This is a genomic window from Cytobacillus sp. C11.1, from assembly GCF_058145115.1.
Genome location: NZ_CM176935.1, coordinates 1,004,226 through 1,028,421, shown reverse-complemented (window position 1 = coordinate 1,028,421; position 24,196 = coordinate 1,004,226). Strand labels below are relative to the sequence as shown.

At 43.1% G+C, this 24,196-nt stretch carries 23 protein-coding genes and 1 pseudogene; 10 read left to right on the top strand and 14 right to left on the bottom strand.

Annotation, left to right across the window (positions count from 1 at the left end; genetic code table 11):
• Positions 1–219 precede the first annotated feature (219 nt).
• The 4 genes from cls to AC3ZVC_RS05225 all read left to right on the top strand — a co-directional run bounded on the left by cls (position 220) and on the right by AC3ZVC_RS05225 (position 5,900).
• On the top strand, positions 220–1,401 hold the full coding sequence (gene cls / locus AC3ZVC_RS05240; protein ID WP_490068839.1) for a cardiolipin synthase: 1,182 nt from the start codon (positions 220–222) through the stop codon (positions 1,399–1,401).
• Between the two features lie 30 nt (positions 1,402–1,431).
• Positions 1,432–2,388, top strand: coding sequence for a UV DNA damage repair endonuclease UvsE (gene uvsE, locus AC3ZVC_RS05235; protein WP_490066783.1), 957 nt, complete (start codon positions 1,432–1,434; stop codon positions 2,386–2,388).
• Positions 2,389–2,814: 426 nt separating this feature from the next.
• Positions 2,815–4,446, top strand: coding sequence for an acetolactate synthase large subunit (locus AC3ZVC_RS05230; RefSeq protein WP_490066781.1), 1,632 nt, complete (start codon positions 2,815–2,817; stop codon positions 4,444–4,446).
• Between the two features lie 17 nt (positions 4,447–4,463).
• Positions 4,464–5,900 (top strand): aldehyde dehydrogenase family protein, encoded by a 1,437-nt coding sequence (locus tag AC3ZVC_RS05225; RefSeq protein ID WP_490066779.1) that lies wholly within the window; start codon positions 4,464–4,466, stop codon positions 5,898–5,900.
• Positions 5,901–6,191: 291 nt separating this feature from the next.
• On the opposite strand, the gene AC3ZVC_RS05220 is transcribed toward AC3ZVC_RS05225, so the two are convergent.
• The 7 genes from AC3ZVC_RS05220 to speE all read right to left on the bottom strand — a co-directional run bounded on the left by AC3ZVC_RS05220 (position 6,192) and on the right by speE (position 11,067).
• Positions 6,192–6,371 carry a XapX domain-containing protein gene (locus AC3ZVC_RS05220; RefSeq protein WP_490066777.1) on the bottom strand — a complete coding sequence of 60 codons (180 nt, stop codon included), beginning with the start codon at positions 6,369–6,371 and terminating at the stop codon, positions 6,192–6,194.
• Between the two features lie 225 nt (positions 6,372–6,596).
• Positions 6,597–8,267 carry an arginine--tRNA ligase gene (argS, locus tag AC3ZVC_RS05215; protein WP_490066775.1) on the bottom strand — a complete coding sequence of 557 codons (1,671 nt, stop codon included), beginning with the start codon at positions 8,265–8,267 and terminating at the stop codon, positions 6,597–6,599.
• Complete coding sequence (locus AC3ZVC_RS05210) at positions 8,254–8,706, bottom strand: YwiB family protein (protein WP_490066773.1); 453 nt, start codon at positions 8,704–8,706, stop codon at positions 8,254–8,256. Before AC3ZVC_RS05210 ends, argS begins: the two co-directional genes overlap by 14 nt.
• A 127-nt stretch (positions 8,707–8,833) precedes the next feature.
• Positions 8,834–9,013: a hypothetical protein gene (locus tag AC3ZVC_RS05205; RefSeq protein WP_490066771.1), complete on the bottom strand. Its 180-nt coding sequence runs from the start codon at positions 9,011–9,013 to the stop codon at positions 8,834–8,836.
• A gap of 46 nt (positions 9,014–9,059) precedes the next feature.
• Positions 9,060–9,221, bottom strand: a complete 162-nt coding sequence (locus tag AC3ZVC_RS05200; RefSeq protein WP_490066768.1) for a DUF4177 domain-containing protein — start codon at positions 9,219–9,221, stop codon at positions 9,060–9,062.
• Positions 9,222–9,311: 90 nt separating this feature from the next.
• Positions 9,312–10,190: an agmatinase gene (gene speB, locus AC3ZVC_RS05195; protein ID WP_490066766.1), complete on the bottom strand. Its 879-nt coding sequence runs from the start codon at positions 10,188–10,190 to the stop codon at positions 9,312–9,314.
• A gap of 49 nt (positions 10,191–10,239) precedes the next feature.
• Entirely contained in the window at positions 10,240–11,067 is an 828-nt protein-coding gene (speE, locus tag AC3ZVC_RS05190; protein ID WP_490066763.1) for a spermidine synthase, read from the bottom strand.
• A gap of 260 nt (positions 11,068–11,327) precedes the next feature.
• Here speE and AC3ZVC_RS05185 point away from each other — a divergent pair, with 260 nt between their 5' ends.
• The gene (locus tag AC3ZVC_RS05185) at positions 11,328–13,397 is read left to right on the top strand and encodes a transglycosylase domain-containing protein (RefSeq protein ID WP_490066760.1); all 2,070 of its coding nucleotides are present in this window, start codon (positions 11,328–11,330) and stop codon (positions 13,395–13,397) included.
• Between the two features lie 563 nt (positions 13,398–13,960).
• On the opposite strand, the gene AC3ZVC_RS05180 is transcribed toward AC3ZVC_RS05185, so the two are convergent.
• Both AC3ZVC_RS05180 and AC3ZVC_RS05175 read right to left on the bottom strand, forming a co-directional pair.
• Complete coding sequence (locus AC3ZVC_RS05180; protein WP_490066758.1) at positions 13,961–14,473, bottom strand: YwhD family protein; 513 nt, start codon at positions 14,471–14,473, stop codon at positions 13,961–13,963.
• 44 nt (positions 14,474–14,517) lie between these two features.
• Positions 14,518–15,177 (bottom strand): site-2 protease family protein, encoded by a 660-nt coding sequence (locus AC3ZVC_RS05175; RefSeq protein WP_490066756.1) that lies wholly within the window; start codon positions 15,175–15,177, stop codon positions 14,518–14,520.
• Between the two features lie 242 nt (positions 15,178–15,419).
• On the opposite strand from AC3ZVC_RS05175, the gene thmT reads away from it, so the two are divergent.
• Positions 15,420–15,605 (top strand): 2-hydroxymuconate tautomerase, encoded by a 186-nt coding sequence (gene thmT / locus AC3ZVC_RS05170; RefSeq protein ID WP_214723563.1) that lies wholly within the window; start codon positions 15,420–15,422, stop codon positions 15,603–15,605.
• Between the two features lie 142 nt (positions 15,606–15,747).
• Here thmT and AC3ZVC_RS05165 read toward each other — a convergent pair whose 3' ends face one another.
• From AC3ZVC_RS05165 to AC3ZVC_RS05155, 3 genes are all read right to left on the bottom strand, one after another.
• The gene (locus AC3ZVC_RS05165) at positions 15,748–16,257 is read right to left on the bottom strand and encodes a YwgA family protein (RefSeq protein ID WP_214723561.1); all 510 of its coding nucleotides are present in this window, start codon (positions 16,255–16,257) and stop codon (positions 15,748–15,750) included.
• Positions 16,258–16,322: 65 nt separating this feature from the next.
• Positions 16,323–17,624, bottom strand: coding sequence for an HD domain-containing protein (locus AC3ZVC_RS05160; RefSeq protein ID WP_490066751.1), 1,302 nt, complete (start codon positions 17,622–17,624; stop codon positions 16,323–16,325).
• A gap of 376 nt (positions 17,625–18,000) precedes the next feature.
• Positions 18,001–18,225 (bottom strand): YuzB family protein, encoded by a 225-nt coding sequence (locus tag AC3ZVC_RS05155; RefSeq protein WP_026581947.1) that lies wholly within the window; start codon positions 18,223–18,225, stop codon positions 18,001–18,003.
• A 583-nt stretch (positions 18,226–18,808) separates the two neighbouring features.
• Here AC3ZVC_RS05155 and AC3ZVC_RS05150 point away from each other — a divergent pair.
• A complete protein-coding gene (locus AC3ZVC_RS05150; protein ID WP_490066748.1) occupies positions 18,809–19,567 on the top strand; it encodes an RsfA family transcriptional regulator in 759 nt (252 codons plus the stop codon).
• Between the two features lie 106 nt (positions 19,568–19,673).
• Here AC3ZVC_RS05150 and lipL read toward each other — a convergent pair whose 3' ends face one another.
• Complete coding sequence (gene lipL, locus AC3ZVC_RS05145) at positions 19,674–20,513, bottom strand: octanoyl-[GcvH]:protein N-octanoyltransferase (protein WP_490066746.1); 840 nt, start codon at positions 20,511–20,513, stop codon at positions 19,674–19,676.
• A 225-nt stretch (positions 20,514–20,738) separates the two neighbouring features.
• Positions 20,739–21,716, bottom strand: coding sequence for a phosphate acetyltransferase (gene pta, locus AC3ZVC_RS05140; RefSeq protein WP_490066743.1), 978 nt, complete (start codon positions 21,714–21,716; stop codon positions 20,739–20,741).
• A gap of 390 nt (positions 21,717–22,106) precedes the next feature.
• Here pta and hemQ point away from each other — a divergent pair, with 390 nt between their 5' ends.
• The 3 genes and pseudogenes from hemQ (at position 22,107) to gerQ (ending at position 24,014) form a co-directional block, all read left to right on the top strand.
• Positions 22,107–22,853: a hydrogen peroxide-dependent heme synthase gene (gene hemQ, locus AC3ZVC_RS05135; RefSeq protein ID WP_490066739.1), complete on the top strand. Its 747-nt coding sequence runs from the start codon at positions 22,107–22,109 to the stop codon at positions 22,851–22,853.
• A 164-nt stretch (positions 22,854–23,017) separates the two neighbouring features.
• Positions 23,018–23,434, top strand: a pseudogene (locus tag AC3ZVC_RS05130) (cell wall hydrolase).
• A gap of 70 nt (positions 23,435–23,504) precedes the next feature.
• Positions 23,505–24,014 (top strand): spore coat protein GerQ, encoded by a 510-nt coding sequence (gerQ, locus tag AC3ZVC_RS05125; RefSeq protein WP_490066737.1) that lies wholly within the window; start codon positions 23,505–23,507, stop codon positions 24,012–24,014.
• The last annotated feature ends 182 nt before the right edge of the window (positions 24,015–24,196 follow it).

Here is a 24,196-nt window from a genome sequence, read left to right as displayed (position 1 = left end):
CCCATTATATTATGAATGAGCATTCAGTCAACCACTTTTTCATTAAACTTGTTCGAAAAATTTAATAATTTCATTATCCACATGTAGATAACTTCTCTTCCTTTTTGAAAAAGTCCTGCAATAAACGGAAGATTCCATGATAGAAATGCAGCCGGAGGAAATACTAACAGGAAATCTTGTTGAGAGGAAGATGGCGTTTTGACAGTCTGGAATATCATCATGGTCATTTTACTCGTACTCTTTTTATGGATGTATATCGATTTTACATGGGGCCGTAAAAATCATTTAAAAAAACTTGAGCGAACAAATTGTCCAATCCGCCAGAGCGATATGGAGATGTTTGCAGACGGGCCTGCTTTATTTAAAGACTTATTTTCTGAAATAAGGAACGCCCAAAAGCATATCCATATTTTATTTTATATTGTGAAGGATGATAAAATCAGCCATGAGTTTTTAACTCTTCTAAAGGGTAAAGCAAAGGAAGGGATTGAAGTCCGCCTCCTTCTCGATTGGGCCGGCAGCTTTCCTGTTAAGAGAAAAACCGTTAAAGATCTCAAAAGCAGCGGAATTAAATTTTCCTTCGCACATGTTCCCAAGCCGCCTTTTCTTTTCTATTCGTTTCAAGCCAGAAACCACAGGAAGATTACCGTTATTGACGGAAAGATCGGTTATAGCGGCGGTTTTAATATCGGGAAAGAATACATTAATAAAGATCCAAAGCTGACACCCTGGCGCGATTACCATTTAAAATTTCAAGGCGAAGGTGTTCACGATCTGCAAAGAGAATTTCTTGCAGATTGGTACAAAGCAACAAAGACTGATTTGCTGGCAAACAGCATCTATTTTCCTGAACTCCATACGGGCAAATATAAACATCAGCTGGCTGCCTATAAAGGGGCCTTTTTGGAAGAAAGCTTTTCCTCTATAATCCGTAATGCAAAGCAATCGATTACAATTGGCACGCCTTATTTTATTCCCAGTAAAAGACTCTTCCAGGATTTAAGCCATGCATTGGAACGAGGCGTCACTGTTAAAATTCTTGTTCCCTGCATTACAGATCATGTCCTTGTAAAAGAAGCCTCTTATCTTTATTTAAGAAAGCTGCTAAAGCAAGGTGCATATGTTTATGAATACTTAAACGGTTTTTATCATGCCAAGGCAATCATCATCGATAATGAAATCACAGATGTCGGAACAGCCAATTTTGATAAACGGAGCCTGTTTTTAAACTATGAAATCAACTGCTTTATTTATGACAAGGAACTCATACAAAAGGTCCAAGCAGTTTTAGATAAGGACATTCAAAATGCGAAAAGATTAACATTAAAAGAATTAAACCGCCTGGATCCTTTTCGGACATTTAAAGAGATGCTTGCCCGCACGGTGGCCAGTTTTCTTTAGGGGAATCCAGGGAAAAGAAGGTGCATCAAAATGAAGATTCGCTTAGGATATGTTTCCCATGCCATTAGCTTGTGGGAAGCTTCCCCTGCCAGAACTTTAACCTTTACCCGCTATCAGCAAATGCCTTCTGAAGAAAGGCTGGAAAAACTGAAAGCAGTCACAGCTCAAAATCTGCAAAATACATTAAGGATGCTGCATTACAATATTGCACACGAAATTCAATTGTATAGGCTCTCCAGTTCCATCGTCCCCCTTGCCACCCATCCTGAAGTATTATGGGATTTTGTTACACCCTTTAAGGGAAAGTGGCTGGAGCTTGGCGAGATTATCAAAAAACATAAACTGCGGGTCAGCTTCCACCCCAACCAGTTCACCCTGTTTACATCACCCCGGGAGGAAGTAACAAAGAACGCCGTCAAAGATATGGAGTATCATTACACGATGTTTGAAGCCATGGGGGTGGAAAAAGAAAGCATCATCAATATCCATATCGGCGGTGCATATGGAGATAAGCTGGCGACCATTGATCGTTTTCATGAAAATCTAAAGATGCTGCCTTCCCACATTAAAGAAGCAATGACGCTGGAGAACGATGATAAAACCTATAACACGGATGAAACGCTGTTGGCCTGCCAGCAGGAAAATATTCCCCTTATGTTTGATTATCATCACCATATGGCCAATCTCGGGAACAGGCCTTTGGAAGAACTCCTCCCGGAAATTTTTCAGACATGGGAAAAAACCAGCTTGAAGCCGAAGATTCATATTTCTTCACCTAAATCCGAAAAAGCTTTCCGGTCGCACGCTGACTACGTAGATCTTGACTTTATCAGGCCGCTTCTCGATTTGCTGAGAACCTTTGACCGGGACATCGACTTTATGATTGAAGCAAAGGCAAAGGACAAAGCAGCCCTTAAACTGACAGAGGATATCAGCAGCATTCGCGGCGTAAAAAGGATTGGCGGTGCGGAGATTGTATGGAAATAACAAAGGCGTTCCTCCTTTTATAGAGGATCGCCCTTTCATTTTAACGTGATTTCTTTTACCTTTTGCCTCAATTCCTCTAGCAGCTATCCTGCGCAGACACCTGGCAAAATCGGAGAATTCATCCGCATTATATATCTCATCCCCATATAGTATAACTCTTGATTTTATGAACACCCTTTTGCGTAAAAAACAACCTGCCTCTTTAAACTCAGCAAATCATTCATACGGAAAGTTCCCTCAAAAATTGTATTCCTAAAACTTCTTTCAATACTCTCTTTGAATAATGTTTTTTTTCATAGACCCACAGTCCCATCAGTTATTCAGTTTTGTTCTTCTTAATACAATAGGGTTCCCTCTGTTTAGGCAGACATTTATGTGGAATAGTCAAATAAGCTATTTTTATTAAAAGCTCAGGAGGTGTCAGGAATGAATGCAGCACAACTGCTGATTAAATGCCTTGAAAACGAAGGGGTTGAATATATCTTCGGGGTTCCCGGTGAAGAGAACCTGGACATTATGGATGCCCTTCTCGATTCAAGCATCGAGTTTATTGTGACAAGACATGAGACAAATGCCGCATTTATGGCGGGGACATACGGCAGGCTTACAGGTAAACCAGGAGTCTGCCTGGCCACTCTCGGACCGGGTGCAACAAACCTGCTGACAGGTGTTGCCAATGCCAATATGGACCACTGCCCACTTATTGCGATTACAGGCCAGGCAGGATTGGATAGGCAGCACAAAATTTCCCACCAATATTATGATTTGGTTTCTGTTTTTGAACCGGTAACAAAATGGAATACCCAGGTGAAAACAACAGATATCATCCCGGAGGTTGTCAGAAAAGCAATTCGGGTAGCCACAACGGAAAAGCATGGCGCCACACATATTGATTTGCCAGAAGATATTGCAGCTATGGAGGTGGAGGCATCCCCGCTTAAAATGATGAATCACTCTTTATCAGAAGCGAGTGAACGGGTGATCCAGGAAGCCGCAAAGCTAATGGAGGACGCTAAACACCCTCTCATCCTGGCTGGCATGGGCGTTGAAAGAGGACAAGCCTCGGATAGCCTGCGTGCATTGGTGGAAAAAACCCAGATTCCTGTTGTCCATACCTTCATGGGAAAGGGTGCCCTATCATGGAGAAATGAATTAAGCCTGCTGACCGCCGGTTTAAGCAGCAATGATTATATTACCTGCGGATTCCGGGAAGCAGACCTCATTATTACCATTGGCTTTGATATGGCTGAATACCCTCCAAAAAATTGGAATCCCGGCGGGCAAACACCGATTTTGCATATTGATACCATTGAAGCTGAAACGGATGCAAGCTATCCGGTGAAACACCATGTGATCGGCGATATCAAAGAAAACTTACAAGAGTTGAACAATGCCCTCTCCCCTGCCGAACGTGATAACAAATGGGTTGCCAATGTAAGAAGCAAAGTACTAAGCGAATTAGAGTCATTTGAAAATGACGCAGGCTTCCCTGTTAAGCCGCAGAAAATCATATCTGACCTGAGAGCAGTCCTAAATGATGACGACATCGTCATTTCGGATGTTGGGGCACACAAAATGTGGATGGCCAGAATGTATCATACCTATGAACCCAATACATGCCTCATTTCAAACGGCCTAGCTTCCATGGGCGTAGCTGTTCCTGGAGCCATTGCCGCCAAAATGGCCCATCCTGCTAAAAACGTCGTGGCCGTTTGCGGCGACGGGGCCTTCCAAATGTCAAGCGCAGAGCTTGAAACGGCCAAAAGACTCGATCTTCCCATTGTGATTCTTTTATGGAGAGATGAAGGCTACGGTTTAATTGAATGGAAACAGTTAAATGAGTTTAACCGGTCATCCCATGTTAAGTTCGGAAATCCGGATTTTATCCAGCTTGCAAAATCATATGGATTTGAGGCAATCGAGATTCAAGACACAAGCGAATTGAAGTCCTCTCTGGAAAAAGCAGTTGGCATGAATAAGCCAGTCCTGATTGATTGTCCGGTAGACTATAGCGAAAATATGAAACTCACAAAAAAACTAGGTAAAATTCTCTGCTAGCAAAGGAGGAGGATTAGATGATGATCATAGGCTCAATTATCAATGGAAAAGAGAGAATTGAAACCCACCGTGAAACACTTGAAGTCCGTAACCCCTACAATCAGGAGCTTGTAGCCGAAATAGCTCTGGCAGTTAAAAATGACATGGAAGAAGCCATAAATAATAGTGTGAAAACCTTTGAAACCACTATGAAGAAAATGCCCGCTTTTGAAAGGGCTGATCTATTGCGGAAAGCCGCTGATATTTTGGAAGAGAAAACGGAGGAATTTGCGGCAATCATTGTCCAGGAGGCAGGAAAACCGATCAAGCATAGCCGTGCAGAAGTTAAACGGTCTATTCAGATTCTCCGTTTTGCATCAGAGCTTTCTAAAAATATAACCGGTGAAGTTCTTCCTATGGATGCTGCCCTGCGCGGAGAAAACAGAATGGGAATGGTTAAGCACACGCCAATCGGCCCAGTAGGTGCGATCACCCCCTTTAACTTTCCTTTAAATTTATCTCTTCATAAAATAGCACCTGCTATAGCAGCCGGCAATACAGTTATTTTCAAACCGGCTGAAAAAACACCGGTCTCCGCTTATATGCTTGTAAAACTCTTTGAAGAAGCCGGGCTGCCAGATGGCGTGTTGAATCTTGTCCTTGGCACAGGAGAAACAGTGGGTGCCCACCTTACCACCCATAAACTGGTCCCCAAGATTACCTTTACAGGCAGCCTTGCAGTTGGAAAAATGATTCGGGATACGGCCGGCCTAAAAAAGGTAACGATGGAGCTAGGTTCAAATTCACCCAATATTATTTTCGAAGATGCCGATCTTGATAACGCTGTTGATAAGCTTGTGATGGCGGCATTTGGCTTTTCAGGCCAGGTATGTGTTTCTGCACAGAGAATCTATGTCCATCAAAGCCTTTACGAGCCCTTTCTTGAAAAATTCATTGAAGCTACAAACAGGCTTAAGATTGGCGACCCGCGTGAGGAAAGCACCGATATTGGACCGATGATTGATGAAGGTGCAGCTTCAAAGACAAAAGCCTGGATCGACGAAGCCAGGGATCAGGGTGCAAAAATTGAAACAGGCGGGGAACAAGATGGAACCGTTGTATCACCGACGATCCTAACAAATGTGAATAGTGATATGAAGGTTGTTTCAGATGAGGCATTTGCTCCGCTGGTTTCGGTTATGCCTTTTGAGACCGAAGAGGAAGCAATCCAGCGTACCAATGATTCCGTATACGGATTACAAGCCGGTGTGTTCACGAAGGATATTGACCGTGCTATCCGTGTAGCGGACAGCCTGGAAATGGGCGGCGTCTGGATCAATGAAGCTTCAAGCTACAGGCAGGACAACTACCCTTACGGCGGTGTAAAAGAAAGCGGCATCGGCCGCGAAGGCGTAAAATATGCAATCAGTGAAATGACAGAAATGAAATTCATTGGAATTAATTTGAAAGGTTAATGCAGATAAAATGGACAAATCCTCAAGGGTTTGTTCATTTTGCTTTAAAATAGGGATTCTCCTAAATTCAAAGCTATGTTTTCATCAGAGATAGATCCTCTTCGAATCTCTCATAAAGGTTCATTCGCGAAATCCAGGATTTGTTCGCAAGTTTGCCCATTTTATTCGCATAATTTTACGGTTTGTTCGCTAATTTTCATCATTTCTTCGTTAAAATTCATGTTTTATTCGCTGAGTTCACAATGGCGCAAAATAAGGGATGACCCGCAAAATTTGCGGACATCCCTTCTCTTATCTCACTAAATTCTGCAGCCACGGCAAAACCACTTCGTACGCTTTAAAGCCAAGATAAATGCCAACAATGCCCATGATTCCAGGAAGAGCTGGCGGCGCAGGAATCGGCAGCTTCATAAAAGCAAATATAAATCCAACCAGAAATCCTGTAAGTATTGATAATAGAACGATTTTCATGATATCCTCCTTAAACTTGCTTACTGTTTTACCCGTCTAACCGCTGACTAACGGGCAGTAAGTCTCTTTTAATTAAAGGTTCCCTGTATGGTTCAACTAACACTCAGAATATCACTGAGTGAAGTTTCACTCTACTAAAAACCTAAACATATGACTTATCTTCCCCTTTTTCGGCAAAAACATGAAAAAAGCCGGCACTTGAAGGTGCCAGCCTTATATTGGCTATTACATTTTCTCCGGCGCAGATACTCCGATCAATGCCAATGCATTTTTCAATGTTGTTTGTACCGCTTTAATTAATGCCAAACGGGCTTTTGTTCTTTCCGGATTTTCAGCATCCAATACTTTTTCAGCATTATAGAAACTATGGAAAGTGGAAGCCAGTTCAAAAATATAGTTCGTAATTCTATGCGGCATACGCTTTTGCGCTGCTTCTGCCACAGCCTGCGGGAATTCGCCGATCTTCTTAAGAACGTCCATTTCCTTTTCCGCTTGAATAAGAGAGAAATCTGCGTTATTGTCTGCAGTCAGGCCCTGCTCTTCACCCTGGCGCAGGATGCTGGAGATACGGGCGTGTGCGTACTGCGCATAATAGACAGGATTTTCATTTGACTGGGATACAGCCAAATCAAGGTCGAAATCCAGATGCGTATCTGCACTTCTCATCGCGAAGAAGTAGCGTGTCGCGTCCAGTCCTACCTCTTCCACTAGATCGCGCATCGTGACGGCTTTACCTGTACGTTTGCTCATCTTCATCTTTTCGCCGTTTTTATACAAATGAACAAGCTGGATGATTTCTACTTCTAGCGCTTCACGGTCATAGCCCAGTGCCTGGATCGCTGCTTTCATACGCGGAATATAGCCGTGATGGTCAGCACCCCAAATGTTGATCAGCTTTTCAAAGCCTCTTTCAAGCTTGTCCTTATGGTAAGCAATATCCGGAGTCAGATACGTATAAGAACCGTCATTTTTAATGAGCACGCGGTCTTTATCATCGTCGAAAGTAGTCGAGCGGAACCATGTAGCGCCGTCCTCTTCGTAAATATGGCCGTTATCCTTTAACGCCTTTAAAGCAGTGTCGATTTTCCCGTTATTATAAAGAGATGTTTCGGAATACCAGACATCAAATGGCACTCGGAAATCCTCCAAGTCCTGCTTAAGCTTCGCCATTTCATATTTCAAACCATACTCACGGAAAAAGTCAAAGCGTTCTTTTTCATCCATATTCACATATTTATCGCCAAATTCCTCAGCAAGCTTTTTGCCGATGCCAATAATATCTTCACCATGGTAGCCGTCAGCCGGCATTTCTTTTTCCATGCCAAGAGCCTGGAAGTAACGTGCTTCAACAGACAGAGCCAGATTGTTTATCTGATTTCCTGCATCGTTAATATAGTATTCACGGGAAACATCATAGCCAGCTTTATCTAAAATATTGCATAGGGAGTCCCCGACTGCCGCACCGCGGGCATGTCCCAAATGCAAATCGCCAGTCGGGTTCGCTGAAACAAACTCCACCTGGATTTTTTGGCTGTTGCCGATTGTCGTTTCGCCGTACTTAGCCCCTGCTTCAAGTACAGCCGGGATCAGGTCAGTCAAATAAGAATTATTCATGTAAAAATTGATAAAGCCAGGGCCTGCAATTTCAATTTTTTCAATGGAAGCCTTTGAGCTGTCAAAATTAGCGATAAGATCCTCCGCAATCATTCTCGGCGCCTTTTTGGCCACACGAGCCAATTGCATCGCCATATTGGTAGAATAATCGCCATGAGCCTTTTCCTTCGGGATTTCAAGAATAACATCTGGAATTTGCTCTTCCGCCGCCAAACCGGCCTTCACGACCGCATCCTTAATTTCCTGCTTTAATTTGCTTTGCACCTGCTCAACTATGTTCATTGTTCTCCTCCTCAAACGTTATCGCCAAATGGTATGTACCTGCCTGGGATCCTTGCATTTTTAAATCGTATAAAATATCGATTGAGCCTTCACCTGATTCGTCATCATATTGATGAACCATCCTTTTGGTCATTGTGCCCATCTCAAACACTCCATAAGGCGTCTGGTAGCTGCCCCGGAGCTTTTTATTCATCTTGAACGGCAGCCTCATCTTAACGGCACCGCTTCGTAAAATCAGCCCATCTGTGCCGGACATTTTTATAATCGTTTTTACCGTTCCCTCTTCCATCTCTTCATCATACTGAAGAAAACGGGAAGCATCTTTTATATAGTATCGGCCAAAAGCAGTCAATTCAAAAGTATCTTTACTGCCTCCGCTGCGAATATCCGTCTTCACTTTAATCTTCACAGGCATTTGTTCCGCTGAGCGACTGGACAACGGCAACACATCCTTTTCATCTTGTCTATAACTATATAAGTATAAATACTCCATCATGAAAGTGCAAGGGTACAGGAAAGGTACCAGGTACCACCCGAATTTTGTCGAATAAAAAAAGGATAAAACGTTAGGTTTCGTCCTTTTTACTTTGCTCAAGCTGGCGGGAAATTTCCCTTAGTATTTGATTTTTTTCCTTCTGTGTTTTAATCAGGCTCACCGCAAACCAAATGCCGAAGACCAGGACAGCGATATAAAATAAAAAAGGGATAATAGCAAAGAGCGGAAAAAGTGTTCCTGCATCCATCATTTATATTCGACCTCCTTCTTCGTCCATTTTCCGTTTAAAAATAAGCTCATAAAAAGCAGGAGTGCCATAACCTCTTATGCCCTGGGGCAAATATCTGAACGAGCTCCCAGCCCTCTTTTTCATGCTCCCGCACGATCTCGTGATAATCCCTTGTTGGCGCCAGCTTAAAACTGGATAATTCTACTTTAAAAAATTTATGTTCATACATCGTTATACCCCCCTTTTCCTTACATACGGCAACAAAAAGGAAAAAGTTTCAAAAACACAAAAAAACGGGGACAGAGTCCCCGTTTTCAAATTATTTTTTTACCCATCCAAGAATCATTTCACGCATCATCTTGCTCGCTGTATTGGCTGTTTGTTCAGATGGATCATAGATTGGCGCAACCTCTACAAGATCAGCACCGACAACTTTTACATCTGAGTGCGCAATTTCATGGATTGAAGCAAGCAATTCTCTTGATGTGATGCCGCCTGCGTCCACTGTACCTGTTCCAGGCGCGTGTGCAGGATCTAAAACATCAATATCAATTGTCACGTAAACAGGACGGCCTGCTAGCTTAGGAAGGATATCCTTCAGCGGCTTATGCACTTCAAATTTGGAAATGTGCATGCCGACTTCCTTTGCCCATTGGAATTCCTCTTTCATTCCCGAACGGATTCCAAAAGAATAGACATTGCCCGGTCCGATCAGATCAGCTGCTTTACGGATTGGCGTAGAATGGGATAATGGCTCCCCTTCATAATGCTCCCGCAGATCCGTATGGGCATCCATATGGATAATCGCTAAATTCGGGTACTTTTTGTACATCGCCTTAATGACAGGCCAGGAAACCAAATGCTCTCCGCCCATGCCAAGAGGAAATTTATCTTCAGCCAGCAGCTGATCGATAAACTCTTCAATCATATCGATGCTTTTTTGCGGATTTCCGAAAGGCAGCGGAATATCTCCAGCATCATAGTATTTTACCTCTTCCAGCTCGCGGTCAAGATAAGGGCTGTACTCTTCCAGTCCAATAGACACTTCACGAATGCGGGCAGGGCCGAAACGTGAACCCGGACGGTAGCTGACTGTCCAGTCCATTGGCATTCCATAAATGACCGCTTCACTCTCCTCATAACTCGGATGGCTTTTAATGAATACATTGCCTGAATAGGCTTCATCGAAACGAACCAAGGTCATCCCTCGCTTTTAAAATATTAGGGGACTAGCCCCCCGTTTCAGCTTACTTCACTAAATCCTGTACGAACTTAGGCAATACAAACGCAGCTTTGTGCAATTCTTTTGTATAGTATTTTGTTTCAATGTCATGGAAACGCTCTTCGCTAACTTCCAGCGGATCATATTTTTTAGAACCGATTGTAAAGGCCCACATGCCGCTTGGGTAAGTTGGGATATTAGCAGTGTACAAACGAGTAATTGGGAAAATTTCTTTTACATCTCGCTGTACGTTGCGGATTAAGTCTGCTTTGAACCAAGGGTTGTCAGACTGCGCTACAAAGATACCGTCTTCTTTAAGAGCTTTGGAGATTCCAGCATAAAACCCTTTTGTGAATAGGTTTACTGCCGGGCCAACCGGCTCAGTAGAATCAACCATGATTACGTCGTATTCATTTTCACTTTCAGCTATGTGCATAAAACCGTCGCCTACCTGTACATCAACGCGAGGATCATCCAGCTTGCCTGCAATCTCAGGAAGGTACTTTTTAGAGTACTCGATTACCTTTCCGTCAATATCAACAAGAGTCGCTTTCCTTACACTTGGATGCTTAAGCACTTCACGGATAACACCGCCATCACCGCCGCCAACAACAAGTACGTTTTCAGGGTTTGGATGCGTGAACAGAGGAATATGTGCAACCATCTCATGGTAAACAAACTCATCCTTGATTGAAGTCATAACCATATCATCTAGAAGAAGCATATTGCCCCACTCTTCTGTTTCAACCATATCAAGCTTTTGAAAATCTGTCTGCTCTGTATGTAAAGTACGCTTCACCTTCATCGTAATCCCAAAATTCTCAGTTTGTTTCTCTGTGAACCAAAGTCCCATTTTTTAATCATTCCTTCCATAAAAAAATGAATTATCAGTTATATGAGCAGCAAAAAGCATTATCATCTTTTATACTTCCCTAACATGCAAATTACAAACACAGAAAAAGTATAGTTGAATCTAGCAAAATTGCAAGAAAAATTTCGCTAATTAGTAGAGAAAGATGTTTAAAACTTCCCTGTTTTTTCAATACTGAGGATATGTACTTATAATTGCTTTGTTTTATTTAAAAATAAGAAAGAACTTAGGGGGTGACTTCATTGGAGATTATAACGGATCAGCGTTTTCGAAAAACGATGAAATATTTGCGCGCTATACTCATTATTAGCTTAATAGGCATGGCTCTAACAGTCGTTATGATTGGGGGTATCCTGGTCTATGCAAAAATATTGGGCCCGCCGCCGCTCGCCGTTCCGCAATCCACTTTATTTTTCGCAGAGGATGGAACGGTAATTGGGGAAAGCCATAACGGTCAAAAGCGCTATTGGGCACCTCTTGAAGATATAAGCCCCCATCTAATCGATGCGACTGTTTCGATTGAGGATAAGAATTTTTTCGACCACAATGGATTCGATTATAAAAGAATCGCCGGCGCAGCTCTGGCTGATATCAAAGCGATGGCAAAGGTACAGGGTGCGAGCACCATCAGCCAGCAATATGCCCGCAATCTTTTTCTTGAGCACGAAAAAACCTGGAAGCGGAAAATACTTGAGGCATTCTATACCATCAGGCTTGAGATGAACTACACCAAGAAGGAAATCCTTGAAGGCTATTTAAATACGATTTATTACGGAAATGGCGCTTATGGGGCTCAGGCAGCCAGCCACTTTTATTTTGGAAAAGACGCAATTGATCTTACCCTGGCTGAGGCTGCTATTTTATCCGGAATTCCCAAAGGTCCTGGCATTTACTCGCCATTTGCATCAGCTGAAAAAGCAAACTTGCGGCAAAAGGTTATTCTGCAAACGATGGTTAAAAACGGGATGATCAGCCAGAAAGAAGCTGATCAGGCTGTTGCGGAAGAACTTAAACTTGTTGGTGAACACCTTCATCCTAAATCAAAAACGGCACCCTATTTCCAGGACGCTGTCCGCAACGCGTTAAAAACACAGCTAAAGCTGGATGAACGGACGATTGAATTGGGAGGATTAAAGGTATACACCACTCTGGATCTGAAGGAACAAGAAATCGCGGAGGAAACAGTTGGTAAGCTTATGTCAAAAGACTCGGAGATTCAAGTTGGATTTGTGGCCATGAATCCTAAAAACGGCTATGTTAAAGCAATGGTCGGAGGACGGAATTATGAGGAAAGCCCATTTAACAGGGCAGTCCAGGCTGTCCGGCAGCCAGGATCAACGATAAAGCCGCTGTTGTATTATGCGGCCCTGGAGCAGGGTTTTACCCCTTCAACTCCAATTCGAAGCGAACAGACGACCTTCCGCTTTGAAGATGGCACACCCGATTATACACCGCATAATTTTAACAGCAAATATGCGGATGATAATATAACAATGGCGCAGGCACTTGCCTTATCAGACAACGTCTATGCTGTAAAGACTCACTTGTTTTTAGGAGAGGAGACTCTTGTCAATACAGCCAAGAAATTTGGCATTACGTCGAAAATGGCAAAGGTCCCTTCCCTTGCACTTGGGACTTCCGGGGTAAGGGTTATCGAACTGGCAAACGCATACAGCATGTTTGCCAATGGCGGAAAAAAGGTATCCCCAGTCATGATTAAGCGCGTAGAAAACCATAAAGGCGAAGTCATCTACCAGCAGGAGCCCTTCCAAATGAAGGTTCTGCGGCCGGATCTTGCTTTTGTGATGACCCATATGATGACCGGAATATTTGATCCGAAGCTAAATGGATATTCCCGCGTAACAGGAAGCACGGTGATTAACGACATGACACGCCCTTACGCCGGAAAGTCGGGATCAACCGAAACAGACAGCTGGATGGCCGGCTTCACACCTCAGCTAGTGACGGCTGTATGGACTGGCTACGACAAAGGCCAAATGATTACTAACACAGTTGAAAAAACATATGCCAAGAACATATGGATCCGGTTTATGGAGGAAGCGCATAAAGGAAAGCCCTCAAAAGCCTTTAAAGCGCCAAAGGGCACAGTTGGCGTCTATGTCGACCCTGCCAACGGAAAAATTGCTGCAGATAACTGCCCGGTCAAGCGCCTGACCTATTTCGCCGAAGGCACGGAACCGACGGAATACTGTACAGACCATTTAAGCCACAAACAAGAAGAAAAACATGAACAGTCTGATAAGAAGCCTAAGACACCTTGGTATAAGAAATTGTTCCAATGGGCTTCGTGATTATGGTTACTGCTTTAATGCCCGATCTTAGAATGAGATCGGGCATTTTTATTCTTGCGCCACTTTGTTGTAAGATCCCTTATTCATTATCATTCCTCTTCTCAGGCTATTCCGCAGAGCACGGGTACGATTGACTCCTTTTCGTTCCCTTTCTCTGCCGCTTCCCGCCGAGCTCGGGCACAATTGACCCTTTTTCGTTCCCTTTCTCTGCCGTTTCCCGCCGAGTTCGGGCACGATTGACCCTTTTTCGTTCCCTTTCTCTGGCGTTTCCGCTGAGTTCAGGCTTATCTCCTAATTTAGTTCCCTTCAGCAACTTTTTCTCCGGGTTCCGGAACTAATCACCACATAAGTTCCAATCAGCCCGACTTTTCCCTAAAATTAGTCATTAACCTCTGCAAAATTGAAAAACCCCGGGGTCCGAATCCCGGGGTTTTTCGTGTCCTAGTGCTATATTGTGCCTTCACACTGTTAAATAGTTTACTTTTTTTATGGGAATTGTACAAGTAGTTAGAAAACCACGTCAACAAACTGTCACAAATTCGTCACAAATTTAAGCTTTTTCTCTAATTCGCTTGTAAATCTGATTTTAGTTGCTCCGCAGATCTTTCCCACATCCCAGCGTCATGGTTCTTTAAAAATTCTACGAGCACTCCCTTGGATTTTTCATCCATGTGGTTAACGATAATCTGTCTTTTAATAGATTTATCCATGCGGTTAACATGCTCTGGCAGCGATTTGTATCCTCTGCGGATTTCTCTGTCAACCGTCATTTCACATGCTGTCACGCCTGCATAATAGGGGCCGCCCTCTTTGCGGTCAATGGTTACCCAAATCAGCCAGTAAGGCTTTCCGTTTGGAACCTCCTCCTTATTTGGAAGGAACTTGATTCCCTTTTCAAACGGGCTTCTGGCATGCATCGCGCCAACTTCAATTGAAGCCTCGCCTTCATCTACATCAATGATCACCGGCGTCACATTATCAAGGCTGAGGGTACCGACACCAAAGCCTCCATGCCCATCAGTAGGGTCGTTTTTTATAATATTAAAATCAACTTTCTTTTTCTTTTTTTCTTCCATGTTCAAATCCTCCTAAGTAAGTTTAATCTCAAAGTTTTTACTAATTATGTCATAAATAGTTCGTAGAAAAAATCATTTAACCCGCTCGCCAACACCGGCAAAACGGTGTTGAAAATTGGCTGTATCGTGTATTGGTCCAGCGGCGTAATCACTAGAATGAGGAAAATGACAGAGCCGTACGCTTCAAATTGGGTCATCTTCGGGCGAATATGGGCCGGAGCCAGATCCTCAATTATCCTATAGCCATCAAGAGGCGGGAACGGCAAAAGATTAAATACAAACAGCACTAAATTTAACTGGATAAAAATATTCAAAAAGTCCGCAATAAATGATGGAAACGATGCCGCTAACCCTGTTCCAGCCAGCATATACCAGATAAAAAAGCCGAGAACAGCCATCACCAGATTGGACAGCGGTCCTGCAATCGAGACGGATATGCCGGCCAGCTTTGGTTTCTTAAAAAAGAATCGATTGACCGGAACGGGCCTGGCCCAGCCAAAACCAGCAATAAAAATCAGGATAGTCCCGATTGGATCCAAATGCTGCATGGGATTCAATGTTAATCTGCCCTGTTTCTGTGCGGTCGGATCTCCAAATTTGTAGGCAACATAAGCATGGGCAAACTCATGGACCGTAAAAGCAATCATCAACGTTACAGCAACATAGGGAATCTCCCTGAGAGAAAACGCCAGAAATTGTTCCAAAAGCCAAAACTCCCTCTCCTGCAGGCAAATGATGGGCACTCATCTGCCAAGCAGCTTTTATATATTTTTTCATTTTTTGCCAGGATCTACTACATACTATGTACGAAAAGCCCCTGCTATCTCTAATTACCTAAAAGTATACATGAACACCCCACCAAAGGGAAAGCACGTGCAGTCAGGCTTGCACATTGCGAGAAAATATGGAAAACTACAATCAGTAAAGTAAGAGGAGGAAACATAAAATGCCATACGTAACAGTCAAAATGCTTGAAGGCCGTTCCGAGGAACAAAAAAAGGCGCTTGTAGAAAAAGTAACAGATGCAGTGAACGAAACAACTGGTGCTTCCAAGGATAAAATTGTCGTATTTATCGAAGAAATGTCCAAGAACCACTATGCAATTGGCGGCAAGCGTTTCAGCGACGAATAGAATCTGGATTATTTTATTAAAAAGGCAGTTTTCCAATGAAACGTATCCTTTTTCATTGGGAACTGCCCTTTTTTATGAAAAATATTAAGTTTAAATAGATTTCTCTGCGTATAGGTCTCTTAACCACAAAAAAGCCAGGCATTTAATGCTGCCCGGCTTTTTCTCTTAAGCTTTCAATATATTGATAGGCCTGCTCCACTTCTTCGTCTGTGTAGCGCTGTTTGCTTTTTAGTGTAAAAACCTTTTCTTTAACTTCTTCTTTTGGAAGGTCATTAAAATAAAGAACAGTTGAGACAAGCTCAAGGAATCTTGCATTTTGGCCGTTCATATCCATTAGGCAATTCTGCAGGCTAGGCATTTCCACTTCATTAACAGTCAAGAATTCCTTGCCTGTTTCTGTAAGTGTATACCGATACTGGTAGTAGCCTCCTTTTTTCTCCTTCACTTCGTTTAAAAACCCCATATTGCAAAGCTCTTCGACTCTTAAAGTGAGCTCTTCGGAATAAGGGCCATAGAAGTGAAATTGGAATCTTTCCTGAAAAGGAAATGCGATGTTCTTGGCGATATAAATCATTTTCTGAAGCTTTTTCCGTCCCACGATTTCTTCAGAGACTGCAATGGCATGCATTAATTTGGCGTGATCCTTTAACAAAGCTCTTCATCTCCTACTCCGTTTTTTCCCGTATCTATAGGAAATCAAATGGACTTTATGCAGTCTTAATCGATTTCCAGCAGCATTCTGATTTGTTTTTTTATATTCGGCTTTTTGCTGTCGTCTGAAATAAAGTCAGCCGGAAAATACAGCTTATGGTCTGTTCTGCGTTTACCTGAAATGGCATCAACGATCTCCGATTCACGGGAAAGCTCGCGAATATCCCCATTTTTAAGCAGCAAATGAATGGGCAGTCTTTCTTCTTCCTCACCTGGCCGGTAAAAATCATAAGGCAAGTCTGATGACGAATCGACAACCAGATAATATTCCGGGTCAATGCCTGCTTTTTTAAATAAAGCGGAAAGCTCAGCCAGCTTCTTATACTCTTTTGCAGGGTCAAATTCCACATATTTATATAGGTTCCGGTCCATAAAGCGGCAGCAGAGATCTCTCAGGATGGGATCCTCTTCCTCCTGCCACATCTGGAAATAATAAAGAATAATAGCTTCATCAAGCTTTATATAATCTTCAAGTGTGATCTCACCGTTGAATAACGAATAAAAATGGATGGGATCGTATTTAAACGTATAATTTTGTCCGTGCAAATCTTTGGCACGATGCAGAATTTTGGTCAGTATAACCTCTGCACTGCGAGTAACCGGGTGGAAATACACCTGCCAATACATCTGATACCGGCTCATAATATAATCTTCCACTGCATGCATTCCGCTCTGCTTTATCACTACCTGGTCCTCCCGCGGCCTCATGACACGCAAGATCCGCTCCATATCAAAATGGCCGTAGCTGACACCGGTAAAATAAGCATCTCTTTGCAGATAATCCATTCGGTCTGCGTCAATCTGGCTTGAAATCAGGCTGACGACCAGCTTATTTTTGGAGGTTTTGGCAATCACCTCTGCTACCTTTTCAGGAAAATCGGAACTCACCTTTGTAAGCACCTGATTAACCTCAGTATCACCAAGAATAATCGCTCTTGTATAATGCTCATGGTCGAGGTCAAATACTTTTTCGAAGGAATGTGAAAACGGGCCATGCCCCAAATCGTGGAGAAGTGCCGCGCATAATGAGAGGAGGCGTTCTTCTTCATTCCATTCCGGCCTGCCGATAAACACATCATCAGCTATTCGCCGTACAATCTCGTAAACTCCGAGCGAGTGGTTAAAACGGCTATGTTCAGCACCATGGAAGGTTAAGTAGGTTGTTCCAAGCTGTTTAATTCTTCTAAGGCGCTGAAACTCCTTTGTTCCTATCAAATCCCAAATTACTCTGTCCCTGACGTGTATGTAACGGTGGACGGGATCTTTAAATACCTTTTCCTCGCTTAACTTTTCCGCCGAATATGCCATCTTTTCCCTCCGCTTATGTCTGTGTTCCGCTCCGAGCGCTATCGGCCCGAGATCTTAAAGCCCGCTGGGATGCGGGTTAAGCAGACGCTGCCACAGGACGTGGCGTCGTTAGTCTGCATTCCTTTATGAGCGCTCTCCGCTTTTATAACCTGTTACTATTATATCCCGATTGCTATACCAAATCATCACAAAATTCCCCGTTTTTCATAGCCATTCGACAGGAACCGCATGACAGCAATCATCTATACCTGAAAATATTTTTCGACTTTTCCAAAAATAACGATAAGCTGTCCATTCTATCTCTTTACCAAATGAGAACCCAAAATAAACTTGGGCAAAAATAAAAATCACCTAAGGACAAAAGTCAAAAGGCGATTTATTTTTTCAGCTTCTTATTAATTTTCTCCATCAATTCCTCTTCCGTTAATGCGGCAAGGGGACGGTTATTGACGAATGCAAATGTCTTTTTTCGGCCTGGTCCGCAATAGGACTGGCAGCCGATATCAATTTTAGCGTCGGGATCTATTTCTTTCAAACGCGGTATAAGTGTTTTTAGGTTAACTGCCTGACAATCGTCGCAAACACGAAATTCGTTTGCCATTCTATTACAACCCTTTCTGCGGTCTAACTTTTATTTTAAATAATGCTCTGTCAAACTTAATTGTTGATTACCGCTGCAGGCACTAGCTCCTCAGGCTTCAGAGAGCCTCCTCGGCGTTCCATGCCTGCGGGCTAGCTTTTCCCGCTGGACGTTGCTAAAGCACCCCCGAATTAACAAGCACGAAGGAAATGCTAATGCATTTACGAGAATCTCGTGCCTTCCGCCCAATCAGCTTGATGCTAATCAATATTTAGCTTAAACACAGCCTCTATAGCAGGAAAATTCCTTATTAAAGCATGTCCGATGCACGGCATTCCTATTCAAGTAAGGACTGAATAGCAAACGCCCTGCCTAACTGCTACAGGCTATTTTAAATCTTATCCCGCAGCTTTGCAAGCTGTAATCATTAACTTGGGTGGTGTATCTTACTAATCTTCATAAAACCGCCATACGTATCTAGCGAAAAATAAATTTTCAAAAAATCTACTATCCTTTTAATCACCTTTGTATAAATTCTGCCAAGTTTGTCCATCCTTTAACTAAGGCAAGAACAAATGTTAAAGAAATAGGGAGTTGAGGATGAATGAAAGTACGTCAGGACGCATGGACAGACGAAAATGATTTATTGCTAGCTGAAACAGTATTAAGGCATGTCAGGGAAGGCAGTACACAATTAAATGCTTTTGAAGAGGTTGGAGATAAGCTGAACCGCACTTCTGCAGCTTGCGGATTCCGCTGGAACGCTGTTGTAAGGCATCAATATGAAAAAGCGCTTCAGCTTGCAAAGAAACAGCGCAAGCAAAGACAAAGAATGCTAGGCAAAGAACAGGGAGGCAAGAAGAAACTCTTATACTCTCCGCCAGTGCCTACCATGCAGGAAGTTGAAGCAGCACCCGTTGTGTCTAATACAATAGTGCCGCCATCCCCTGCAGACTTCTATGAAGAGCGGACAGAGAATGAAACAGCCGAAAGAACAGAAGCCGTATCATCCTATACATCCGCTTACTCGGAACCAGCTTACACAGCTCCTGCACAATTGGATTTGGATAGTGTCATTTCTTATTTACAAACATTAAATCACTCTGGCATTAAGCTTGATATACTAAAAAATGAGAATGAAAGATTGAAGCGCGAAAACGCAGATCTTAGAAGCCGTAACCAGGAGCTGGAAAGCAAGATCAGCGAGCTGGAGGAAAATACGGTAACTATTCAGGAAGATTACGAGACACTAATGAAAATCATGAACAGAGCGCGCAATTTTGTTCTATTTGACGAAGAAGACAGACCGGCCTCCAAGTTTAAAATGGACCGAAATGGCAATTTGGAGAGAGTAGCTGAGTAATAGCTGCTCGTAATAGATATAACACTTCCGGCAGCGGGAGAAGGAGAGCTTGGCAACAATGCCCCATTAAGAAAAGCCGTTAACCACTGTGGTTTACGGCTTTTCTTTATTCACCCAATACCTTCTCGTTCCGTTCTGTGACCCGATGATAATAAGCTTCAAATAAACTCGCTTCATCCTCTGTCAGCTGACCTGCATAAAGGCGGCCTGCTTTATTTTTTAAAGCCTGCAAAAAGCGCAGCATCACATCCTGGACGGTTAGCTCTGTATCAAGCAATTCTGATAGAGAAGCCATAACAGCCGGCTGGATTTCAGGATACTGAAATTTTGTTTGTTCGCCCCTTCTGGAAACAGCATAAAATTTCCCAATCAAATCCGCCCGCTCACTGCCGCTGCCATTCACACCAAGGTAAATTTGCACAGCTACCCCATTGCGGAGACGCCTTTGTGATATACCAGCAAACTTTTGTCCGCCGATACTTAAATCATAGCTTCCTGGACAGTAGGATCCAACAATCTCTTTGGCTTCTATTTCTTTATTAAAATCAGAAAACATCTCTTTTATAAGCATCCACATCGCATCATATCCCCGGTTAATATCTATGCCTTTTTCGCTTTCCGGAAAAATCAGCGATATATTCAGGACACCTTCGTCCAGGACTACAGCCAGCCCGCCAGAATTCCGGACGATAACCTGATAGCCCTGGCTTTTTAAAAAGTTAATTCCCTCAGGTAAATAAGGAAGCCTGGTATCCTGAATGCCGAGCACAATGGTATTATGGTGGACCCATGTCCTCGCAGTCGCGGGCGCCGCACCAGACCCGACAGAAGCACAAAGCGTATCATCCATCCCGAATGAGTGCAGAGCATTTAAATGGACAGCCAATGCAGACTGGTCAATGACTCTCCACTCCTCCTGCATCAGTAAATCTTGTGCCAAATTCATCTACTTTGATCCCCTTTTGCCGATATTCCTAGTCAAAAATACGCTTATCGGCTCTGAATTATCTAATTTAAGGGCGTCTTTACAAGCTTGACAGCCAGAATTCCACCTTTAAAGGCCAATTCAGCCAATTTATCGGCTAAATCTATAACTTTATCGGCCAATGTCCTATAACAGACTTATTATAGCAAAAAAGCCAGTCGCAAGGGACCGGCTTCAAGTATGGCTTTATTGATTTAGAGCCTGGGCTGCAGTGATTAGTGCGAGCTTATAAACATCTTCCTCGTTGCATCCTCGGGATAAGTCATTGACAGGACGGTTTAAGCCTTGCAGAATGGGTCCAACAGCTTCAAAGTTTCCAAGGCGCTGGGCAATTTTATAACCGATATTGCCCGCTTCAAGGCTTGGGAAGATAAATACATTCGCATCCCCCTGAATCGGTGAATCCGGAGCCTTTTTCTCTGCAACAGATGGAACGAATGCCGCATCGAACTGGAATTCTCCGTCAATGATCAATAATGGGTCGCGAACTTTCGCTGCTTCAAGTGCACCTGAAACCTTTTCTGTTTCCGAAGACTTGGCTGATCCTTTAGTTGAAAAGCTCAGCATGGCTACACGTGGTTCAATATCGAACATTCTAGCAGTCTTTGCACTTTCAATCGCAATTTCAGCCAAGTCCTGGCTGTCAGGCGAAATGTTGATCGCACAATCTGCGAAAACATATTTTTCCTCCTCGCGTACCATGATAAATACACCAGAAGTTTTGCGGACGCCTTCTTTTGTTTTAATAATTTGTAGGGCCGGCCGTACCGTGTCTGCCGTAGAATGTGCCGCACCGCTTACAAGTCCATCTGCTTTATTGGCATACACAAGCATTGTGCCGAAGTAATTTTCATCAAGAAGAATTCTGCGTGCATCTTCTTCTGTCGCTTTGCCTTTGCGTCTCTCAACAAATGCCGCTACAAGCTCATCCATCATCAAAAAACTGTTTGGATCGTAAATTTCTGCGGATTCAAGGGAAATGTCCATATCCTTTGCTTTTGCTTCGATCTCTGCAATATTCCCCACCAGGATAGGTGTGATAATTTTTTCAGCAGCCAATCTTCCTGCTGCCGCTAAAATACGCTCATCCTGCCCCTCCGGAAAAACGATTCTTAAATTTTGTCCTGAAACCTTTTCTTTTAAAACCGAGAATAAATCACTCATGTAAATTCCTCCTAAGGCATCTGATTTCCGTTCATTTAATAGAACTTACCCTATATACTCCCTTAGAATACTCTTCATGCCCAGAATTTCAAGGAGTTCAGTCACTGTTAGCGTTTTCAGGCGAAATGTTTTTGTTTTCGGTAAATTTCCAATAATAAGTAACCTTCAGATGCAGCCTGTTTTATATTCATACCTTGTTTTAAGATAACCATATTGGCCTTTTTGTAAACGGCATTTTTGAGTACCAGGTACCTATACCAGTTGATCGAAGTGGTATAGGTACCTGGTACTCGATTAATTCCAACATTTCAAGTTTTATACACATGTTAAATGGAGAAACTATGTTATAGTAGTGATGAGAATTTTTAGTACATATTAGGAGTGATCGTAATGAGTGAAGCAGCAGTAACGCTCGACGGCTGGTATTGTTTACATGACTTCCGTACAGTTGACTGGACTACTTGGAAAATGCTTTCAAGCGATGAGCGCCAGGCAGCCATCCATGAATTTATGGCCCTAGTGGACAAATGGAATACTACCCAAAGCGAGAAAAACGGCAGCCATGCCCTTTATACAATTGTCGGCCAAAAAGCTGATTTTATGATGATGATCTTAAGGCCTACAATGGAAGAACTGAATGAAATTGAAAACGAATTCAACAAAACAAAATTAGCTGAATTTACAATTCCAGCTCATTCTTATGTTTCTGTTGTTGAATTGAGCAATTACCTGCCTGCGGGTGAAGACCCTTATCAAAATCCGCAAATTTTGGCACGCCTTTATCCTGAACTGCCAAAAGCTAAACATGTTTGCTTCTATCCAATGGACAAGCGCCGGCAAGGCAATGATAACTGGTATATGCTTCCGATGGAGGAACGCCGCAATATGATGCGCAGCCATGGTATGATTGGCCGCCAATATGCAGGAAAGGTTAAACAGATCATCACCGGTTCTGTCGGCTTTGATGATTACGAATGGGGCGTAACCCTATTCTCTGATGATGTTCTTCAATTCAAAAAGCTCGTATATGAAATGCGCTTTGATGAAGTAAGTGCCCGCTACGGCGAATTCGGCGCTTTCTTCGTAGGAAATATCCTTGAAGAAGATAAAGTAGGAAAGTTTCTGCATGTAAACTAATATAAGACCTCAGAACTCTCAGCTTTGGCTGGGAGTTTTTTCTTTTCTTAAGTCATAAAAAAACATGCCCCTACATACTAATGAAATAGTGAGTTTCTAATATAACTTCATATGCAATTATCTTTCCCGCAGCATCAAGGCTCAGCATAAAGAGAGGTGAAGTGATGGGAGTTATCCCTTACACCGAGGAAGATGTTAAGCGCCCGGCTCATGCGTGCTGAAGCTGAAGAAGATGGAAAACTTAGCATGCTGATGGTCGGGAATGTGGGGGTTAACCGTGTCCGGGGTGATTGATAGACTTCAAGGATATCCGGTCAATCAGAAGGATGGTCTTCCAGAGTCCAGGCGGGTTTGAAGCCACACAAAAAGGATACTTCTATCAAGGTGCGCGGCAAAGTGAGCTTGATTTGGCCCGCAAAGTCATAAACGGACAGCGTCACCACCCTGCAAGCAACGCATTATGGTTCTTCCGTCCTCAGGCCAACTGTCCGGCTCAATGGTTTAACCAGGCGAACTCCGGACGGTTTAAGGCCCATTGCTTTTATAAACCAACCCCGCAGGACTGTCCGACTGTTTATTAGTAAAATGAACATTCTTTTGCTTCAGTACTTAGCTCAAGATGGCTGATTTTAATTTTTAGGAGGGAAAAAATTGAATCAATCTAATTACGGTCAATACCCTTATTATGGTAACCAGCAGCCCTACACAGGGGCTGCCCCAAAAGCACAGAACTATCAGGCGCAGCCGGGAATGGCGGGTATGCCAGGAATGGCGGGTATGCCGGGAATGGCAGGAATGCCACCTAGCGGAACCGTTGCAGGCGTGAGCGCAGGCGGAATGAATGGCGCTGCACCAGGCACGCAGGTTCCAGGCATGCTTCCGCTTGAACAGTCCTACGTTGAAAACATTCTGCGTTTGAACAAAGGAAAGCTTGCTACTGTATATGCAACCTTTGAAAACAATACGGAGTGGAATGCTAAGGTATTTAAAGGCATCATCGAAGCTGCAGGGAGGGACCATTTAATCCTCAGTGATCCGCAAACAGGCATGCGTTACCTAATTCTAATGATCTATCTGGATTATGTAACATTTGAAGAGGAAATCGAGTACGAATATCCTTTCGGCGGAGGGGCTGGAATGACCCAATACTCTCCAAGATAAAAGAAAAGGAGCTTTGACCCTATGTCAAAGCTCCTTTTCTTATTAGGCTCTTTTCTAAAAGATTGTTGTTATTAAATAGATTTTGTAAATACTTTGATAAATAAGGTTGGTTGATTGGAGCGCAAGGTGCGAGATCCTCGAAAATGCATTCGCATTTCCTTCGTGCGGTGCTGATTCGAGGA

Coding starts and splice junctions, on each gene's coding strand:
- cls (WP_490068839.1), top strand. CDS start 220: ATGGTCATTTTACTCGTACTCTTTTTATGGATGTATATCGATTTTACA.
- uvsE (WP_490066783.1), top strand. CDS start 1,432: ATGAAGATTCGCTTAGGATATGTTTCCCATGCCATTAGCTTGTGGGAA.
- AC3ZVC_RS05230 (WP_490066781.1), top strand. CDS start 2,815: ATGAATGCAGCACAACTGCTGATTAAATGCCTTGAAAACGAAGGGGTT.
- AC3ZVC_RS05225 (WP_490066779.1), top strand. CDS start 4,464: ATGATGATCATAGGCTCAATTATCAATGGAAAAGAGAGAATTGAAACC.
- AC3ZVC_RS05220 (WP_490066777.1), bottom strand. CDS start 6,371: ATGAAAATCGTTCTATTATCAATACTTACAGGATTTCTGGTTGGATTT.
- argS (WP_490066775.1), bottom strand. CDS start 8,267: ATGAACATAGTTGAGCAGGTGCAAAGCAAATTAAAGCAGGAAATTAAG.
- AC3ZVC_RS05205 (WP_490066771.1), bottom strand. CDS start 9,013: ATGATGGATGCAGGAACACTTTTTCCGCTCTTTGCTATTATCCCTTTT.
- AC3ZVC_RS05200 (WP_490066768.1), bottom strand. CDS start 9,221: ATGTATGAACATAAATTTTTTAAAGTAGAATTATCCAGTTTTAAGCTG.
- speE (WP_490066763.1), bottom strand. CDS start 11,067: ATGGGACTTTGGTTCACAGAGAAACAAACTGAGAATTTTGGGATTACG.
- AC3ZVC_RS05180 (WP_490066758.1), bottom strand. CDS start 14,473: ATGGAAGAAAAAAAGAAAAAGAAAGTTGATTTTAATATTATAAAAAAC.
- thmT (WP_214723563.1), top strand. CDS start 15,420: ATGCCATACGTAACAGTCAAAATGCTTGAAGGCCGTTCCGAGGAACAA.
- AC3ZVC_RS05160 (WP_490066751.1), bottom strand. CDS start 17,624: ATGGCATATTCGGCGGAAAAGTTAAGCGAGGAAAAGGTATTTAAAGAT.
- AC3ZVC_RS05155 (WP_026581947.1), bottom strand. CDS start 18,225: ATGGCAAACGAATTTCGTGTTTGCGACGATTGTCAGGCAGTTAACCTA.
- AC3ZVC_RS05150 (WP_490066748.1), top strand. CDS start 18,809: ATGAAAGTACGTCAGGACGCATGGACAGACGAAAATGATTTATTGCTA.
- lipL (WP_490066746.1), bottom strand. CDS start 20,513: ATGAATTTGGCACAAGATTTACTGATGCAGGAGGAGTGGAGAGTCATT.
- pta (WP_490066743.1), bottom strand. CDS start 21,716: ATGAGTGATTTATTCTCGGTTTTAAAAGAAAAGGTTTCAGGACAAAAT.
- hemQ (WP_490066739.1), top strand. CDS start 22,107: ATGAGTGAAGCAGCAGTAACGCTCGACGGCTGGTATTGTTTACATGAC.